Source organism: Winogradskyella forsetii (assembly GCF_013394595.1).
Lineage (GTDB): Bacteria > Bacteroidota > Bacteroidia > Flavobacteriales > Flavobacteriaceae > Winogradskyella > Winogradskyella forsetii.
The window spans coordinates 1,325,784-1,344,626 of sequence record NZ_CP053348.1; the positions used below are offsets into that span (position 1 = coordinate 1,325,784).

Below are 18,843 nucleotides of genomic sequence, written 5' to 3' on the forward strand. Positions count from 1 at the left end.
GACTAAAATTTAAAATTGAGTGTTAATCCCAAATCCGAAGTATTCTCCATTTCATTATATTGATAATGTGGACTTAAGCTTAAGTTCTCATCGACGTTGAATTGTAATAAATGGGCATCGACATTAGCGTCAATGATATTTAGGGCATAAAGACCAAAAGTTATTAAGAGCGATAATTCCTTATTTTTTCTAAACTGTTCTTGCGCTCTAATAAGGCCATCATTTGAAATTAATGGTGTTCCTCCAGAGCCATAAAATTCATCATCTTTAAAACCCGCCAAACGACTTTTATAGGCCTCTCTATAACGGTCATATTGTCTGTCGTTTCGCACGTAGAAGTAAACGCCTGCACCAATCGCTCCCCAAACAATAGGAATTTTCCAATACCTTTTATTATAGGCCTGACCTAAACCAGGAAATATGGCAGAATAAAATGCTGCTTTTGCAGGTCGTAAGGGATCAATCTCCTTTTTAATCAAGCTTTCATTGGCGATGATCGGACTTTCCTCAATAGAAACACTCGTACTATCTTTTTCTATCTGGGAAAATGAAAAAAGGACTGAAAACAAGCACAGAAAAAGACAGAAGAACGCTTTATTTGTTATCACGCTGTACTAATTTTTTAATACGGTTAAAATCTTCTTCCGAATGAAATGGTATCGTGATTTTTCCACTGCCATTGTTCGCTATTTTAACATCTATTTTGTGGCCAAAGTATTCTGAAAAGTCTTTAACGCCTTTTTTTATGTATTTAGGGATTTCAGCTTTAACAGCTTCTGGTTTTGTAGGAATATCCGAATTCAAATTCTTTACCAATTGCTCAGTCGCTCTTACGGATAACTTATTAGTAATGATTTTTTCATAAACCTCAAGCTGATCGACCTGATCTTCAATATTAACCATGGCTCTTCCGTGGCCCATACTTATAAAACCATCACGCATTCCGGTTTGGATGATGGGATCTAACTTTAATAAACGCAAATAATTAGCAATTGTAGATCGTTTTTTACCCACACGTTCGCTCATTTGTTCTTGTGTGAGGCTAATTTCGTCAATTAAACGTTGATAAGACAATGCAATTTCTATAGGATCTAAATCTTGGCGTTGAATGTTTTCAACCAAGGCCATTTCCAAAGATTCTTGGTCATTAGCGATTCTGATATACGCTGGAATCGCTTGTAAGCCTATTAATTTTGAAGCTCTAAAACGACGCTCACCAGACACTAATTGGTAGTTGTTGAAAGCTAATTTTCTAACCGTTATAGGTTGAATAACGCCAAGCTCGCGAATGGAAGAAGCGAGTTCTCTTAAAGATTCTTCATTAAAGTTGGTTCTAGGTTGAAAAGGGTTAACCTCGATACTATCAATATCGAGTTCCACAATATTTCCAACGACCTTATCTGCATTTTTATCTTCTGCGGAATTGATATCGTTTTCAGGATCTTTCAACAAGGCCGAAAGTCCTCTACCTAATGCTTGTTTTTTTGTTGCCTTCGCCATTATAATTCATTTTTCTTAATCAGCTCTTTTGCCAAGCTAAGGTAATTGGCTGCGCCTTTACTACTTACATCATAATTGATAATGCTCTCGCCATAACTTGGTGCTTCGCCCAAACGTACATTCCGCTGAATAATAGTATCAAAAACCATATCGCTGAAGTGTTTTTGTACTTCTTCTACGACCTGATTGGATAAACGTAAACGCGAATCGAACATCGTTAAAAGCATGCCTTCGATATCTAACGCTTCATTATGTATTTTCTGTACACTTTTAATAGTATTTAACAGTTTGCCTAAACCTTCAAGTGCAAAATATTCACATTGAATAGGAATTATTACGGAGTCTGCAGCGGTTAGAGCATTCAAGGTTAATAAGCCCAAAGATGGCGCACAATCTATTAAGATATAGTCGTAATCTGACTTTAAATCTTCAATCGCCTTTTTAAGCATATACTCACGTGACTCCTTATCTACCAATTCAATTTCAATAGCGACAAGATCGATATGAGCAGGAATAACATCCACATTCGGTGCGTTAGAGGATACTATGGCATCTTTTGCTTTGGCAGAATGCTCTATGAGTTGATAAGAACCTATCTCAACCGTATCGACATCGATACCCAAACCAGAACTGGCATTAGCTTGTGGATCTGCATCTATTAATAGGACTTTCTTCTCTAAAACTCCTAGGGAAGCCGCTAAGTTTACTGAGGTTGTTGTTTTACCAACACCTCCTTTTTGATTTGCTATGGCAATGATTTTACCCATTAAATAATTTGGTTATAAATATGAGTTCAAAATTACGATTATTTACGAGTTTATAAAATTGAAGTTGTTAATAGTTATGAGCATCACAACGGCCTTAAATCTTTGGTCATTTATTCTTTTTAGCACGAATCATTTTTTCCAAATCATCCCATTGATCTTCACTAACATCAGATAGCATATTGAATTCTCCTGCGCCTTTTAGCCATTCGCCGCCATCTATGGTAACCACTTCACCGTTCATATAAGCAGAAAAGTCAGAAACCAAATAAGCCGCTAAATTGGCTAATTCTTGATGCTCGCCAACTCGATTTAAGGGTACTTTTTTTGCCATGTCAAATTTTTCCTGAAGATCGCCTGGCATCAAACGGTCCCAAGCGCCTTTGGTAGGAAATGGTCCTGGTGCAATAGCATTGAAACGCATACCATACTTTGCCCATTCCACAGCGAGACTTCTGGTCATCGCCAAAACGCCTGCTTTGGCTGCGGCACTTGGCACAACGTACCCAGAGCCTGTCCAGGCGTAAGTGGTTACAATACTCAGTACATTGGTGTTGGTTTGCTTAGTGTCTATCCAATGCTTACCAAAAGCCAACATACAGTTTTTGGTGCCTTTTAAGACAATATCTATAATAACATCAAACGCTCGTGGCGACAAGCGTTCTGTTGGTGAAATAAAATTACCGGCTGCATTATTCAATAAAATATCTACTTTACCGAATCTTTCAATAACCGCCTTTCGCATAGCCTCAACTTGATGGTATTCTCGTACATCACATTGTACAGGTAAACATGTGCCACCAGCTTGCCCGACCGTCTGGCGGGTTTCGGTTTCCAATTCCTTTGCGGTGTTTTTTAGTTTATCTAAATCGCGAGAGGTAATCGCAACGTCAGCGCCGAGTTCTAAGAAATATCGGGTCATAGCCTTTCCTAAGCCGCTTCCGCCACCAGTGACTACAATTGTTTTTCCTTTGAGGGCGTCGTCTCTAAGCATTTTTTTTGTATGGTTCATTTTATAAGTGAGTGTTTTGTTTTACTTGTTACCGCATTGAAAAGCTACAGCGTAGCGCAATATCAATAGAAACAGCAAGGTGCAATAATTATAGCCACAGCGTGGCGAAATTAATCATCATTAAAAATATAAGCAGAATTAAAGTCAATATCATAAGCATTTAGAAAGCCAATATATTCTTCTTTAAATGATTTAGATTGATGTTGTTCTTCTTGATTTTTTATATAGTTAACAATTTTTGGAACCTGAGATTGACTAACAGTAAATGCTCCAAAACCACTTTGCCATTCAAATTTACAATTTATCAATTGTTTATCATTAATCCACTTAGATGAATTGGCTTTAATATCCCTAATTAAATCAGAGAGAGTACAGGTTGGTTTGGTGCCAATTAATAGATGCACATGATTTGGCATTCCGTTAATAATCATTAATTTTTGCTCTTTGTTCGAGATTATACCCGTAATATATTTGTACAACTCATCTTTCCACTTCGTGGCAATATGATTATCTCTGCCTTTTACAGCAAATACAATATGAAAATAGAGTTGTGTGTAGGTGTTAGCCATTTTATTATAATGTCGCTCCTATGGCATTATTTATTAATATTTCGCCACGCTGTGGCTATTAATTGCTGTGTTTCTTTTTCTATTGATATGACGCCACTCTGTGGCTATTTGTACACTGTCTTTAATACTATGTTTACAGTTAACGCGTTATGTACTTCATTAAATAGCTGTTTTATAGCATTTCACTCATGTGGTACAATAGAATTTATATCGTTATTGAGGTTTTTGTTTTGTTGTTCGTTTAAAAATACTAAAATCCTTTCGAAATAAGCGTCTCCGCCGACTTTCCATACGTTGGAATGATTAGCGGCATCTATTTCTATAAATTCTTTATCAACACTTTTTAATTTTGAAAAATTAGCTTTTCCGTATTTGATATGGATGCGTTCGTCCGCATTGCCATGAACCATGAGAATAGGTTGATCTATACTTTCACAATATTTGATGGGTTGAGCATCGTTTACATCAAATTCTGCGATACTTCCTGTTCTATTCACCAAGTAATTTGAAAAAGGGGAGAAGCTAAAGCCAGCATGTAAATCGAAATAATCATTTACAATGGTCTTGAAGTTTGAAAAGGTGCTTTCAACGATGCCGAATTTAATTCTTTTGTCATAATCCATAGCTTGCAAAGCAATGGCTCCACCTAAAGATTGTCCCCAAATACCAATATGATTTAAGTTTTCGTTTTTAGCTAAATAATCAATGAGTTCTTGAATATCCTTCTTTTCACGGACGCCAAACGTACAGAATTGTCCTTCACTTTCACCATGTGCTCTTGAGTCTAAGGCTACTGAATTGAATCCGTTTTCAGCTAGAAACGTGCTTAAATCGAAAAATGTATTCTTGTTAGAGCGAATACCATGAAGCAGTATAATAGTGGCTTTGGTTGAATCTAAACTTGAAAACGTTAATCTGGCGGATAGTTTAGTACCATCAAATGAACTAATCGTAAGGTCTTTTCTTTTAATTTTTCCATTATCCTTTGCGGCAATATCGAAATCAATATTTTTATTTCTTTTTATGAGGCCAACCACCGGATTTCGTATTTCCGAAATGAGTCTTGGAACAAAAAAATGTGTAAGGAGTATGCCTAAAATCACTAAAATTAGAAAAGTAATTTTTATGATTTTGGTTTTGGACAATCTAATTGTTTTATTCATCAATCAAAATTTCTAAAATCTGAATAGCCGCATCGCTAATCTTTGTGCCTGGTCCAAAAACGGCCACAGCACCAGCATCAAATAAATATTGGTAATCTTGTTTTGGAATGACGCCTCCAACAATGACCATAATATCATCTCTGCCATACTCTTTTAGTTCTTCAATCACTTGCGGAACCAATGTTTTATGTCCTGCTGCTAAAGAAGATACGCCTAAAATATGAACATCATTCTCAACGGCTTGCTTTGCTGCTTCTTTAGGTGTTTGAAACAATGGTCCAATATCCACATCAAAGCCTACATCAGCATAACCTGTAGCGACTACTTTAGCGCCTCTATCATGACCATCTTGTCCCATTTTGGCAATCATAATTCGAGGTCTGCGACCATCTTGTTCTGCAAACTGGTCGGCCAGTTCCCTTGCTTTCTGAAAACTTTTATCGTCTTTTATTTCTTTACTGTACACGCCTGAAAATGATTTAATTTGTGCCTTGTAACGCCCGAATTCTACCTCTAGAGCATCGCTAATTTCACCTAAAGTCGCTCGTTTTCTTGCGGCATCTACCGCTAAAGCTAATAAATTATCCTCACTTGTCTTTGCTGCTTTCGTTAATTTAGATAGTGCTTTAGTTACCGCATCATTATCACGACTAGCTTTAATTTGCTCCAATCGTTCAATTTGTTGTAAACGAACGGTTTGGTTATCGACTTCAAGTGTGGAAATAGGATCTTCTTGTTCTAATCGATATTTGTTCACGCCAACAATAATATCTTGCCCTGAATCTATACGTGCTTGCTTTCGTGCTGCAGCTTCTTCGATTCGTAATTTAGGGATTCCGGCTTCAATGGCCTTAGTCATTCCACCTAATCCTTCAACTTCTTGGGTAAGTTTCCAGGCTTCTTTAACAATATCATCTGTTAATTTTTCGACATAGTAGCTTCCGGCCCAAGGGTCAACGGTTTTTGTGATCTGCGTTTCTTCTTGAAGATAGATCTGTGTGTTTCTCGCAATACGTGCTGAAAAGTCTGTTGGTAAAGCGATCGCTTCGTCCAAAGCATTAGTGTGTAAGCTTTGGGTGCCACCAAAAGTGGCTGCTGAGGCTTCTATACATGTTCTGGCGACATTATTAAAAGGGTCTTGCTCAGTTAAACTCCAGCCAGACGTTTGGCAATGCGTTCTTAAGGCCAAAGATTTTGGATTCTTTGGGTTGAATTGTTTTACCAGTTTTGCCCAAAGCATACGTGCAGCGCGCATTTTTGCGATTTCCATAAAATGATTCATGCCAATGGCCCAAAAGAACGATAGGCGAGGAGCGAAGGTGTCAATATCCATACCGGCATCTAAGCCTTTTCTTATGTATTCTAAACCATCCGCTAAAGTATAAGCTAATTCTATATCACAGGTGGCGCCAGCTTCTTGCATGTGATAGCCAGAAATACTGATACTGTTGAATTTGGGCATGTTTTGGCTCGTGTATTCAAAAATATCTGAGATGATTTTCATGGAAGGTGTTGGTGGATAGATATAGGTGTTTCGCACCATGAATTCTTTTAAAATATCATTTTGAATGGTTCCTGCGAGCAGTTCTGGTTTTACACCTTGTTCTTCGGCAGCGACAATATAAAAGGCCATAATTGGTAGTACTGCACCATTCATGGTCATGGAAACCGACATTTTATCTAGTGGGATCTGATCGAAGAGAATTTTCATGTCCTCAACCGAATCAATAGCGACACCTGCTTTGCCAACATCGCCAACCACGCGTTCGTGATCGGAATCGTAGCCTCTGTGTGTTGCCAAATCGAAAGCTACGGATAATCCTTTTTGTCCAGCAGCAAGGTTTCGTCTGTAAAATGCATTACTTTCTGTAGCCGTTGAAAAACCAGCATATTGTCTTATAGTCCATGGTCGGCGAACATACATGGTGGAATATGGGCCACGAAGATTTGGTGCAATACCTGCAACGAAATTGAGGTGCTCTAAATCTTCAATATCTTTTTTTGAGTAGGTGGATTTGACTGCGATATTTTCAGCGGTCAGAAAGTTGTTCTTTTCTTCGTGCTTGGAGTTTCGAGCTTCATGCTTTAAGGTTAGGTGTTGAAGGTTTTTTCTGCTCATAACGTCATTTTTTCTAAATAATGGTCAAAATTCACTTCAAAAGGCGTTGTAACATTTATTAGTGCAGACTTATTATTCGATGAAACGAAATAGACATGCTGAAACGCTTGGTGCTGAAGTTTTCTGTTTTCAACCTTAAAGATTGCTTTAAATACCTGTGTGCCGTTATTGTTGTTGTGTTTGGCTGTAATTTTAGTATAATCTAAGTCGGTTGTGTCAGATAGTTTATCTTGATTTTGTCTAATTATACCTAACAGATATTTAGCATCTTGCCTTGTGATCGGTGTGTAGGGAATTGTATTTATGGTATAAGAAGAGTTTACGGTCTTGTCGAAAAAAATGTAAAGATTTCCTGCCATTTCTCTCATGTTTTTAAATCGTGTTTGCTCAATTTTCAAATTATTGTTATCAATCACTAACGAATCGATTAAGTTCGAATATTCAACCGCATTATATCTTTTGAAACTATTGGGAAGAAATATTTTGATACCGTCGTTTTCTAGGAAATGTTTAGTTCCGATTACTTGGTCTTGTGCTGTTAGTTGAGTCCAGTTATTAATTTCTTTTGCGACTTCCATGCATGATGTGAATAACAGCATGACTGTGCAAAAAACTAGAACTATAGATTTTCTCAATACCATGTTTTATTCGTTTCTTAATCTATTGATTTCCAAATTTTCAGACAATCTTTTCTCTATTATTGGTTCAATTAAGGTTTTCCGTTTTTCAATTTTTAAAAATGGACTGATTTCTAAGTCGTTTTTCATTTTATCAGCCAAATTAGGATGTTTATTTGTTCCTAAAAGCACTAATTTTTCAGCATCAAAATCGGCTTGTTCTTTGGCGGCACATTCTTTAATTTTTCTTTGGATAGTGCCTTCTTTTAGTTGACTTAAAAAGCCGCCATTCGATTCTATATCTTTAAAAAGATCGAGTGCTTTTTCGGTTAATTGTTCAGTTAAACTTTCAATATAATAAGCACCATCTGCTGGATTATTGACTTTGTCAAAATAACTTTCATGCTTTAAAACCAACAGTTGATTTCTTGAGATGCGTTCTCCAAATTCGTTGGTGTTATGGAATATGGCGTCATAAGGTAAATTGCATACGACGTCTGCTCCGCCAAGAATAGCACTCATGCATTCCGTCGTGGTGCGTAGCATGTTGACGTTATAGTCATATATCGTTTTATTGCGTTTACTTGGTGTGGCAATGATTCTACAATTTGGATTGATCTCATATTCCGATGCCAATGTTGTCCATAATAAGCGTAAGGCTCTAATCTTGGCAATTTCGAAGAAATAGTTCGAGCCTGTGGCGATATTGAATGTGATTAGAAGTGATTGCTTCGCTTCGTTAGCAATTTCGTTATTCAAATAATGATTTAAATATTCATTGACATGCGCCAAACCGTAAGCTAATTGTTGTACTATGCTTGCGCCTGCATTTTGGTATAAACTTAAATCAACACTCATTTGATGCGTTGATTTTACTATCGCTTCAAACTTACCGTGATCATCTTTTAGATTATTGAACCAGTTGCCAGTTTTGGCTAGGTTGCCAATGATGTCTGTGTGGATATGTATTTTTGATTTTTGAGGACGAGCTGTTTTGACTGCACTCAACATAACAGCTTGTAAATTTTCAACAAAGGTTTCAGAAATAAAATCACATTGAATATCGATACTTACGTTGTCAAAATCTAAATTTTCAAACAAATCTTCAACCGAAACGTTTTCATCTTCAATATGGAATATTATGTTTTCTGCGCCACGTTCTAAAGCATTAAGAGCTTTTAAATTGGCGTCTTTTGCACTGGCGACTGAAATGGATTGGGCAATTTCCCAGTCGGTGGCTTTACTTTTTGAAACTTCTGGTAAAGTTTCAAAGTCATCCGCATGATAAAATGGTTTGACATCAATGCCTTCGTTGGTTTTCCAGATTAAGGTGTCGTTATAGTCGGCACCTTTGAGATCCACTTGTATTTTCTGTTTCCACGCTTTTGAAGTAACGGGTGCAAAATCTTTAAATAAGGATTTACTCATCTTCTTTTTGTTTCACTATGCTGTCTTCGTATTCAATGATATAGATATCTTCGTTGGCCTTTTTCATATAGTAGTTTTCACGTGCTGTACGCTCAATGCCTTCGTCTGTGCTCAACTCCTTAATGGCTTTGTTGTCTTTTGCCATTTCGTTTTTGTAGTGTTCTTTTTGGTATTCCAATTCTTCAATGTCGGTATTCAATTCATGATGAAACAACCAGGAATGCGCGTCAAAAAACAGCATCCAAACTACAAAGACCACTATTACAATGGCATAGATGTTTTTAAACGGTTTGATATATTTAGAATTGAAGAATTCCATTATAGTTTTTCGTTGATTATAGTTTTAACGATATCTACGGCAACAGTGTTGTATTTGTTGTTCGGAATTATGATATCCGCATATTCTTTCATCGGTTCAATAAACTGTTGGTGCATTGGTTTTAAGGTGCTTTGATAGCGTTGCAACACCTCATTGATGTCTCTACCTCGCTCTGTAATATCGCGTTTTAAACGACGAATTAGTCGCTCGTCAGAGTCGGCATGAACGAATATTTTAATATCGAAAAGCTCGCGGATTTCTGGATGGGAAAGGATAAGGATGCCTTCTACAATCATTACCTTTCTTGGTTTGGTGACTATGATATCACCTGTTCGGTTGTGTTTTACAAATGAATAAACCGGTTGATTAATGGATTTGCCCTCTTTTAAATCTTTAAGGTGTTGTTCTAATAATTCAAAATCGATGGACCTTGGGTGGTCGAAATTTATTTTCACACGTTCTTCAAAGCTTAAATGTGATGTATCCTTATAGTACGAGTCTTGGGAGAGGACTCCAACTTGTCCTTCGGGTAACTCCTGTAAAATGGTGTTGACCACTGTTGTTTTTCCGCAGCCTGTACCACCAGCTATTCCTATAATAAGCATATTTAATCGAGATTTGTTAGCGTCCTACAAATTTAATTATTTAAGTATGATATTGTGCTTATAACTCGGAAACTTTCTCAACCGTAACAAAGTTCTCAATAGTATTTCCCCAGCTATTGTTAATGTAATTCATAACATCGGCGACTTCCTCATCTGAAAGTCCTAAAGGCGACATTGTACTATTGTAAGTAATGCCATTGACTAAGATTTCTCCAGACATGCCGTATTTTACGGCTTTGATGCTTTGGGTTTGATTTTCCCTTAAATAATCTGAACCTGCTAATGGTGGAAATGCTTTCGGTACGCCTTTGCCGTTTGGCATATGGCAGGTCACACACATGTCGTCGTAAACGTTTTTACCTCTGATTATACTGGCTTCAAGTTTCGATTGATCTTGTTTGGAGATAGTGTCATTTTGAGCGCTGAGATTGGATTTCTTAGTATTTGAATTGCATGAAAGGAACATTAATGCCATTATGCCTACAATAATTATTTTGCTCATTTTTTAATCAATTTTACGATACCTAAATTTTCAATACCAACGTAAATAAAGCCGTCAGGTCCTTGCTCTACACAGCGGACACGTCCTAAACCGTCAAGTAAACGTTCTTCCTTAACCACTTTGTTATCTTTTAATGTGCACATGTCTAGGTATTTAAATTTTAAGGATCCGACAAGTAAATTGCCTTCCCAATCGCCATATTTGTCACTATCGATAAATGCCATTCCGCTTGGCGCAATCGAAGGAACCCAATAATGAAGTGGTTGTTCCATGCCTTCCTTTTTAGTGATATCCGTAAATGATGTGCCGCTATAATTAACACCATAGCTAATTACTGGCCAGCCGTAATTTTTTCCTGCTTTGATTATGTTGATTTCATCACCACCTTTTGGGCCATGCTCGTGAGTCCATATGTTTTTAGTTTCGGGATGAAGGGTCATGCCTTGTGGATTTCTGTGTCCATAAGAGTAAATAGCTTTTTTAGCATTTTTTTCGTTTACAAATGGATTGTCGTCAGGGATTGAGCCGTCATCATTCAATCGGTAACTTTACCACCATCTTTAGTGATATCTTGTGGGTTTTCATCACGACTGCCGCGTTCACCAATGGTAAAAAATAAATAACCATTTTCATCAAAAACCAAACGCGACCCAAAATGTTGACCTTTGGTTGTGTTTGGTGTGGCTTTGTATAGAACTTCCAAATCCTTTAAGTTGTTATTATTGAGTTTTGCTCTTGCTATAGCTGTATGGCCTCCTGAACCTTCGCCTTCAGAAGAAGCATAAGAAAAATAGATCCAATTGTTGGTTATATAATCTGGATGTAAAATAACATCCATTAAGCCCCCTTGACCACGAACATAGATCTCAGGTAATCCTGACACAATCGTTTTTTTCCCATCTTTAAAATGGATTAGCTCACCTGATTTTTCAGTAATGAGCATAGAATCATCTGGTAGAAAAGTAAATCCCCAAGGAATATTGATCTCGGGAACTACAATTTCATGGGTGTTTTGGGTATTGATTGGATTCTTGTCTTGAGCACAGGCTAGAGTACTGGTAAGAATTATACTGATATAAATATTTCTTAATTTCATATTTAAAAATCTTATAAGGAGATTAGTTTTTAAAGTTAGACAAATGTTATTGGATTCTAAAGAAAAACTATATATTTGCAGTCCGAAAACGGGAAACCAAAATTCGGGGTGTAGCGTAGCCCGGTTATCGCGCCACGTTTGGGACGTGGAGGCCGCAGGTTCGAATCCTGCCACCCCGACTAAAATGAATACCAATAGAAACTAAAACCTTGTAAATCGTATGATTTACAAGGTTTTATGGTTTTTGGGCTATCATAAGAATTGAATTAATATGGTTTAATTCGGTTCACAATTCGGTTCACAGTTTTAAAACACAAAAAGTGTGAACCGAATTGATACTTAAAATACTGTAATTGAAATAGTTGATTTGACTTTCGTCTTGAACAAATGTTTAACTAAAAGACGACAACTATGCAATCACAAACCACCTTTACCCTGTCATTTTGGGTTAATGCTACACGCATAAAAAACAATCAAGTTTCAGTTTTTGGTAGAATTACTGTAAACGGTAAGCGTGCAAATATCAGTTTACAAAGAAAAGTAATCCTATCTGAATGGGATTCCAACAAAGGTAGAGCGCGTGGAAATAAGCAAGAATCTCGATTACTCAACAGATATTTAGACCAGGTCAAAAATAGAATTTACGAAGCTCACGACGAACTTGTAAAAGAAAAGACCTTTATCTGTGCTCAATCTATTAAAGCAAGGTTTTTGGGAGAAGATAACGAAGAATATTCTTTACTAACATTGGTCGATTACCACAACACCCAAATGAGCGAATCTTTAAGTTATGGTACTTTAAAGAATTACTTCACAACTCAAAAGTATATCAAACTGTTTCTGACCAAAAAGAAAATACAAGATATCTATTTATCTCAAATCACATTTCGGTTTTTAGTTGACTTTGAAAAATTCCTTCGTTTATATGTTCCAGAGGACCATCAAAAGAAAATGGAAAACAACACGGTGATGAAGCATATTCAAAGACTTCGTAAAATGGTAACATTGGCCTATAAGATGGAATGGATAGATAAAGATCCTTTTATAAAATTCAAACCAACGTACATCAAGAATGAACGTGAGTTTTTAAGTGAAGATGAACTGCAAACCATTATCGAAAAAGAATTTGAGATTGAAAGATTGGAACTCGTAAAAGATTTATTTGTGTTTAGTTGTTATACAGGCTTATCATATATAGATGTCATGAACCTTAACGAAGATAATATCGCTATTGGTATTGATGGTGGTAGATGGATAATCACTAACAGACAAAAAACACACAATAAAGTAAAAATACCAATATTACCTATAGCTGAAGAATTAATTAAAAAGTATAACGGTCACATCAAAACCAAGAAAACTAAAACTTTGTTTCCTAATATTTCAAATCAAAAGCTAAATTCATATTTAAAAGAGATTGCAGATATCTGCAGTATAAAAAAAAATCTAACATTTCATATAGCAAGACATACATTCGCAACAACAATAACTTTAAGTAACGGTGTCCCAATAGAAACCGTTTCTAAACTGCTAGGTCATACTAAAATTGCTACAACACAGATCTATGCAAAAGTTATCGAGAGAAAAGTAAGTGATGATATTACAGCTCTTAAAAATGTTCTTTCTTCCAAACAGAAGAATAAAACGGAGGTAAATAGAAATGTTAATTAATTCAAATTCCTGAAAGCACTTGGCGTTTGTCCAACCTGCTGTTTAAATAAACGCGTGAAATGTTGCGGATAACTAAAACCCAATTCATAAGCTATTTCACTGATAGATTTACTATCATCAAAAATGCGTTCTTTGGCCACATTGATAACTTTCGATTGAATATAATCCTGTGCAGATTTACCTGTTTCTTTTTTGATTAAATCACCAAAATAATTAGATGATAAATTTAAATGCTCTGCAAAATACTGTACCATTGGGAAGCCAATTTCTTTTGATTTATTAGAAGAGAAATAATCATTCAATAGAATTTCAAAACTTGACAAAATATCAGAATTTATATGCTCACGCGTAATAAATTGACGATCGTAAAAACGGTCACAGTAATTTAAAAACAGTTCTATATTAGAAGTAATCAACTTTTTGCTGTGCTTATCTACATTCTGTTGTAATTCGAAATTGATTTTAGCAAAACAATCCATTACAATTTGCTTTTCTTTTTGCGAAATATGTAAGGCTTCGCTAGATTGATATTGGAAAAAACTATAGTTATTCATCAAACCAGCCAAAGGAGTTCCTAATAATAAATCAGGGTGAAACGCCAATCCGTGTCCCATAGGTTGGTATTCATCCGTTTTATTTATAACGTCCACTACTTGTCCAGGAGACACAAATACCAAGGTGCCTTCTTGATAATCATAGGTTTGTTTTCCGTATTTTATATCACCACATTTTACATCTTTCAAAAACACACAATACAAATCAAAATACATTTTAGATCCAGTACGTTTTTCTGCTTGTGAAAAATCAATCACATTGACCAACGGATGAAAGGTTTGTTGTTGGTTAAACTTATTATAGTCACTCACGGTTTTAAAATCGTATTCCATAGCTTCAAAATTATGTCTCAAAATTAGTTAAAAGAATCATTAAAATTCTATTAATAAGCTTAATCAGTAATATTGGTAGGTCAATCCGTAATTGGTGTAAACAGTTCATAAGTATAGGTATCTACTTTTGTATTTAAATACTATAAAAAAAAATAATTTATTAAAAATGAAAACAATAACACTAAATAATGGCGTTGAAATGCCAATTTTAGGATTTGGAGTATTTCAAATTCCAGATGCAAAAGAATGTGAACAAGCTGTAGTAAATGCTATCGAAAGTGGCTATCGTCTGATAGATACAGCAGCTTCATATGCGAATGAAGAAGCTGTTGGTAATGCCATCAAAAAAAGTGGTATTCCAAGAGAAGAGTTATTTATCACTACTAAATTGTGGGTGCAAGATGCAGGTTATGAAAACACGTTGAAAGCTTTTGAAAAATCTCTGAATAAACTACAACTTGATTATTTAGATTTATATCTAATTCATCAACCTTATGGGGATGTATTTGGCTCTTGGAGAGCAATGCAAGAATTGTATAAAGCAGGTAAAATTAAAGCTATAGGTGTAGCAAATTTTCATCCAGACCGTGTAATGGATTTGATGGTTAATAGTGGTTTTACACCTGCCATTAATCAAATAGAAACACATCCTTTTCATCAACAAATAGAGACGCAAAAGTTCTTACAAGAAAATAATGTTCAAATACAATCTTGGGCCCCTTTTGCAGAAGGAAAAAACAACATATTCCAAAATGAAGTATTAACTGGTATTGGTAAGAAATACAATAAAACAGCTGCACAAGTCATTCTTCGTTCACTAACCCAACGTGGTGTCATTGTAATTCCAAAGTCTGTTAGAAAGGAACGTATGGAGGAAAACTTCAATATTTTTGATTTTGAACTTTCTACTGAAGATATGAAAAACATAGAATCTTTAGATATCAATGAAAGCTTGTTTTTTGACCACCGAAATCCCGTAATGGTAAAATCATTAAGTGAATATAAAATACATTAATAATCTTTAAAGCAATAACTATGAAACGTCGTGATATTCTAAAAACAGCAGGATTGGCTTCAATCGCTACTGCATTTGCCCCTTCTGCATTGTTGGCTTCGTGTGCTAACGAACCATCAAATGGTAAAACAAACAAGAATATATTAGCACCACTTTCAGGTCGTAGAACACTTGGAAAATCATTAGAGGTGTCAAGTATAGGTCTCGGCGTTCAAAATATGAGTCGAAGGTATGAAACCACCATTCCTTTACGTTCAGAAATGCACAATATCATCCGCACAGCTTATGATGATGGAGTAACTTTTTTTGATGCAGCAGAGGCCTATGGCCCTTTTGAAGTAGAACGGATTTTAGGCGAAGGCATAAAAGATTTTCGTGATGATATAGTGATTGCTACAAAGTTCGGGTGGAACATTGACCAAGAAACGGGTCAACGATTACCAGGGCTAAACAGTAAACCCGAACATATCAAAATAGTGGTGGAAGGAATGCTGAAACGTTTGCAAACCGACCGAATTGATTTATTGTACCAGCACCGTGTTGACCCAGAAGTACCCATTGAAGATGTAGTAGGCGCCATAAAAGATTTGATGCAAGAAGGAAAAGTATTGCATTATGGACTTTCAGAACCAGGGCTTCAAACTGTAAGACGAGCACATAAGGAACACCCAATAACAGCTATTCAAAACGAACATTCCTTACTTTATCACGGTTCGGATGACGATGTTATTCCACTTTGCGAAGAATTGGGAATTGGTTTTGTGCCTTGGAGTCCATTGGGTGTCGGTTTTTTAACTGGTGCAATTGATGCAAACACAAGGTTTGCTCAAGGAGATTTTAGAGGGACAGAATCTCGTTTTTCCCCAGAAAACTTGCCTAAAAATATGGCATTAGTAAAATTGCTTCAAAAATGGGGCAAAGAAAAAGAAGCAACACCAGCTCAAATTTCATTGGCTTGGTTGTTGGCTCAAAAACCTTGGGTTGTTCCAATTCCGGGAGCTACCAATATGGCACATATGAAACAAAATATTGGCGCCGATGCTATTAAATTATCTACAGAAGAATGGCAACAGTTCAATAATGAATTAAAAAATATAGAAATAGTGGGCGCAAGATTACCAGAATTTGTACTGCAATTTTCAAAAGTTGAAGCACCGCAAAAACAATAACAAATAAGATGATGAAGAAAAGAATATTAGGAAATGAAGGATTAGAAGTATCCGAATTAGGATTTGGCTGTATGGGCTTGACTTTTGGTTACGGAACTGCTACAGATGAAAAAACGGGTGTTGAATTAATAAGAAAAGCTTATGATTTAGGAATTACATTTTTTGATACGGCTGAAGCGTACAGCAAAGGTGGTAATGAAACCTTATTGGGGAAGGCAGTAAAGCCCTTTAGGGAAAAAGTGGTATTGGCAACAAAATTTGGATTTAAAAATGGCGACCCAACTCAAGGATTAGATAGTTCGCCTAAAAGAATCAGACAAGTCGTTGAAAACTCATTACAATATTTACAAACAGATTATATCGATTTATTATACCAACACCGAGTTGACCCAAACGTGCCTATTGAAGACGTTGCCGGAACAATAAAAGATTTAATCAATGAAGGCAAAGTAAAACATTGGGGATTATCAGAAGCTGGAGCCGATACCATAAGAACAGCGCATAGTGAGCAACCCATTACAGCTTTACAAAGCGAATATTCGATGTTTTACCGTGAACCTGAAAAAGAAATTATTCCATTATTGGAAGAATTAGGAATTGGATTTGTGCCTTTCAGCCCATTAGGAAAAGGGTTTTTAACCGGAGCTATTGACGAAACCACCAAGTTTAAGGATAATGATTTTAGAAATACAGTACCGCGTTTTTCAGAAGAAAACCGAAAAGCAAATCAAGCCTTGGTTGAATTGGTAAAACAGATAGCCAAACAAAAACAAGCAACACCTGCACAAGTTGCTTTATCGTGGTTGTTGTCACAAAAACCGTTTATCGCACCCATTCCGGGAACAACTAAAATACATCGTTTGGAAGAAAATATTGGAAGTACTTCGGTTGAGCTAACTTCTAACGATTTACAGCAAATAGAAACTGCTTTAAAAGAGATTGAAATTGTGGGCGATAGATATTCGGGTAATTATAAAAATTTTGTAAATAAATAAAGATGAATTTTTCAAAACCGATTATATACCTTTTTTCTCTATTTCAAATGCTTTGTTTTTCAGCTTGTGGTCAAGAAAAAGACAATCAAGTAACCCCAAAAGGTGATATGCTAATTGTTTATCTATCCAGAACAAAAAATACGGAAACCGTTGCAAAAATTATTCAAAAGCAAGTAGGTGGTAAATTGGTAGAGTTAGAATTAGTAAACCCTTATCCGGAAAACTACAAAGAAATTGTAGCACAGGTGGATCGTGAAAATGAAGAAGGGTTTTTACCCGAATTGAAAACCAAAATCAACGATTTAGATAGCTATGGAACCATATTTCTCGGTTTCCCTACTTGGGATATGCAGATGCCACCACCAATGAAAAGTTTCTTAACCAATAATGACTTAAGCGGAAAAAAGGTCATTCCATTTAATACCAATGCAGGTTATGGCGTAGGAAGCAGTTTTAAAACTGTTGAGAAGCTTTGTACCAATTCAACCATTTTAGAAGGCTATTCTACCAAAGGCGGCATTGAACGAGATGGAATTTTATTTGTAATGGAAAGTGAAAAATTAATTGAAGTAAAAAGGCAAGTAACAAATTGGTTGCAAAAAATAGGTTTTTAGTAGTTAAAACAACAGACAGGATGAAATCATACAAAGAAGTAATAATTGTACTATTAATAAGCTGTATCAGCTTTCAATTAAAAGCACAGACACTCGATAAACAACAACAGAGCATTGCTACCATTGCAGCATTAACCGCCAAAGGTGATTGGGATAATTTAAAGACAGGATTATCTCAAGGTTTAGACAATGGCTTGACCATTAACGAGATTAAGGAAGAATTGGTGCATTTATACGCTTATACAGGATTTCCAAAAAGTATTAGTGGTCTTAAAGTCTTTATTGAAGTATTAGACGAAAGAAAGGTCAATGGAATTAAGGATATTCAGGGTAAAGAAGCATCACCTATTGATGATAGTAATGATAAGTACGAACGAGGAAAAGAGGTTTTAGAAGAATTATTGCAAAGCCCTTTACCCGAAACACAGCCTCAATACCAACAGTTTTCATCTGAAATCGATAAGTTTTTAAAAGAACATCTATTTGCTGATATATTTGAACGTGATGTATTGAGTTACCAACAACGAGAACTAACAACCGTTTCGGCGTTAATCGCTTTGGGTAATGTCAAGCCAATGTTACGTTCACACTTAAAAATCTGCATTATTCAAGGATTTACCAAAAAACAAATGGAGCATTTGGTTGAAACATTAAAGCCTTATTTAAAAAGAAAGAAGATAAAATCTGCTAAAAAAATTATTAAAGAATTAGAATAGATACATCTGTAACATTGGTATAAGCAACTGTAATACATATAAGTATAACCATATTATTATTCCGAAATTTGACATATGAATT

The 18,843-nt window shown here is 35.8% G+C and carries 19 protein-coding genes, 1 tRNA gene and 1 pseudogene; 7 read left to right on the forward strand and 14 right to left on the reverse strand.

Translation table 11 applies throughout. The annotated features are described in order from the left end of the window. Window positions 1–2: 2 nt before the first annotated feature. From HM987_RS05660 to HM987_RS05720, 13 genes and pseudogenes are all read right to left on the reverse strand, one after another. Window positions 3–605 (reverse strand): DUF5683 domain-containing protein, encoded by a 603-nt coding sequence (locus tag HM987_RS05660; protein ID WP_179009910.1) that lies wholly within the window; start codon window positions 603–605, stop codon window positions 3–5. Next, window positions 595–1,500 carry a ParB/RepB/Spo0J family partition protein gene (locus tag HM987_RS05665; RefSeq protein ID WP_179006048.1) on the reverse strand — a complete coding sequence of 302 codons (906 nt, stop codon included), beginning with the start codon at window positions 1,498–1,500 and terminating at the stop codon, window positions 595–597. Before HM987_RS05665 ends, HM987_RS05660 begins: the two co-directional genes overlap by 11 nt. After that, complete coding sequence (locus HM987_RS05670) at window positions 1,500–2,267, reverse strand: ParA family protein (protein ID WP_179006049.1); 768 nt, start codon at window positions 2,265–2,267, stop codon at window positions 1,500–1,502. The genes HM987_RS05665 and HM987_RS05670 overlap by 1 nt, the downstream gene beginning before the upstream one ends. A gap of 106 nt (window positions 2,268–2,373) precedes the next feature. Next, window positions 2,374–3,276 (reverse strand): SDR family oxidoreductase, encoded by a 903-nt coding sequence (locus HM987_RS05675; protein ID WP_179006050.1) that lies wholly within the window; start codon window positions 3,274–3,276, stop codon window positions 2,374–2,376. Between the two features lie 110 nt (window positions 3,277–3,386). Further along, window positions 3,387–3,845: an IS200/IS605 family transposase gene (gene tnpA, locus HM987_RS05680; protein ID WP_179006051.1), complete on the reverse strand. Its 459-nt coding sequence runs from the start codon at window positions 3,843–3,845 to the stop codon at window positions 3,387–3,389. A gap of 182 nt (window positions 3,846–4,027) precedes the next feature. Beyond that, entirely contained in the window at window positions 4,028–5,008 is a 981-nt protein-coding gene (locus HM987_RS05685) for an alpha/beta hydrolase (RefSeq protein ID WP_179006052.1), read from the reverse strand. Beyond that, window positions 5,001–7,127, reverse strand: a complete 2,127-nt coding sequence (scpA, locus tag HM987_RS05690) for a methylmalonyl-CoA mutase (RefSeq protein ID WP_179006053.1) — start codon at window positions 7,125–7,127, stop codon at window positions 5,001–5,003. The genes HM987_RS05685 and scpA overlap by 8 nt, the downstream gene beginning before the upstream one ends. After that, window positions 7,124–7,705: a hypothetical protein gene (locus HM987_RS05695; RefSeq protein WP_179006054.1), complete on the reverse strand. Its 582-nt coding sequence runs from the start codon at window positions 7,703–7,705 to the stop codon at window positions 7,124–7,126. The genes scpA and HM987_RS05695 overlap by 4 nt, the downstream gene beginning before the upstream one ends. Window positions 7,706–7,771: 66 nt before the next feature. Beyond that, the gene (locus HM987_RS05700) at window positions 7,772–9,172 is read right to left on the reverse strand and encodes a methylmalonyl-CoA mutase subunit beta (RefSeq protein ID WP_179006055.1); all 1,401 of its coding nucleotides are present in this window, start codon (window positions 9,170–9,172) and stop codon (window positions 7,772–7,774) included. After that, the gene (locus HM987_RS05705; RefSeq protein WP_179006056.1) at window positions 9,165–9,491 is read right to left on the reverse strand and encodes an FtsB family cell division protein; all 327 of its coding nucleotides are present in this window, start codon (window positions 9,489–9,491) and stop codon (window positions 9,165–9,167) included. The genes HM987_RS05700 and HM987_RS05705 overlap by 8 nt, the downstream gene beginning before the upstream one ends. Continuing rightward, window positions 9,491–10,096, reverse strand: coding sequence for a uridine kinase (gene udk / locus HM987_RS05710; protein ID WP_179006057.1), 606 nt, complete (start codon window positions 10,094–10,096; stop codon window positions 9,491–9,493). Before udk ends, HM987_RS05705 begins: the two co-directional genes overlap by 1 nt. Before the next feature lie 58 nt (window positions 10,097–10,154). Next, entirely contained in the window at window positions 10,155–10,598 is a 444-nt protein-coding gene (locus tag HM987_RS05715; RefSeq protein ID WP_229724618.1) for a c-type cytochrome, read from the reverse strand. Continuing rightward, window positions 10,595–11,694, reverse strand: a pseudogene (locus tag HM987_RS05720) (PQQ-dependent sugar dehydrogenase). The gene HM987_RS05715 and the pseudogene HM987_RS05720 overlap by 4 nt, the downstream one beginning before the upstream one ends. Window positions 11,695–11,798: 104 nt before the next feature. Here HM987_RS05720 and HM987_RS05725 point away from each other — a divergent pair. Together HM987_RS05725 and HM987_RS05730 are read left to right on the forward strand one after the other, a co-directional pair. After that, window positions 11,799–11,873: transfer RNA gene (locus HM987_RS05725), tRNA-Pro, on the forward strand. A 232-nt stretch (window positions 11,874–12,105) separates the two neighbouring features. Then, on the forward strand, window positions 12,106–13,365 hold the full coding sequence (locus HM987_RS05730) for a site-specific integrase (RefSeq protein WP_179006058.1): 1,260 nt from the start codon (window positions 12,106–12,108) through the stop codon (window positions 13,363–13,365). Here HM987_RS05730 and HM987_RS05735 read toward each other — a convergent pair. Then, window positions 13,362–14,252 carry a helix-turn-helix domain-containing protein gene (locus tag HM987_RS05735; protein ID WP_179009913.1) on the reverse strand — a complete coding sequence of 297 codons (891 nt, stop codon included), beginning with the start codon at window positions 14,250–14,252 and terminating at the stop codon, window positions 13,362–13,364. The two genes, HM987_RS05730 and HM987_RS05735, sit on opposite strands and share 4 nt — an antisense overlap. A 166-nt stretch (window positions 14,253–14,418) precedes the next feature. Between HM987_RS05735 and HM987_RS05740 the strand changes: the two genes are divergently transcribed. The 5 genes from HM987_RS05740 to HM987_RS05760 are packed head-to-tail and all read left to right on the forward strand — an operon-like array spanning window position 14,419 to window position 18,761. Beyond that, window positions 14,419–15,267: an aldo/keto reductase gene (locus HM987_RS05740; protein WP_179006059.1), complete on the forward strand. Its 849-nt coding sequence runs from the start codon at window positions 14,419–14,421 to the stop codon at window positions 15,265–15,267. 20 nt (window positions 15,268–15,287) lie between these two features. Beyond that, on the forward strand, window positions 15,288–16,436 hold the full coding sequence (locus HM987_RS05745; protein WP_179006060.1) for an aldo/keto reductase: 1,149 nt from the start codon (window positions 15,288–15,290) through the stop codon (window positions 16,434–16,436). Window positions 16,437–16,444: 8 nt separating this feature from the next. Next, a complete protein-coding gene (locus HM987_RS05750; protein WP_306293658.1) occupies window positions 16,445–17,431 on the forward strand; it encodes an aldo/keto reductase in 987 nt (328 codons plus the stop codon). Between the two features lie 2 nt (window positions 17,432–17,433). Further along, the gene (locus HM987_RS05755) at window positions 17,434–18,045 is read left to right on the forward strand and encodes a flavodoxin (protein ID WP_179006061.1); all 612 of its coding nucleotides are present in this window, start codon (window positions 17,434–17,436) and stop codon (window positions 18,043–18,045) included. A gap of 20 nt (window positions 18,046–18,065) precedes the next feature. Then, window positions 18,066–18,761, forward strand: a complete 696-nt coding sequence (locus HM987_RS05760; protein ID WP_179006062.1) for a carboxymuconolactone decarboxylase family protein — start codon at window positions 18,066–18,068, stop codon at window positions 18,759–18,761. Window positions 18,762–18,843 lie beyond the last annotated feature (82 nt).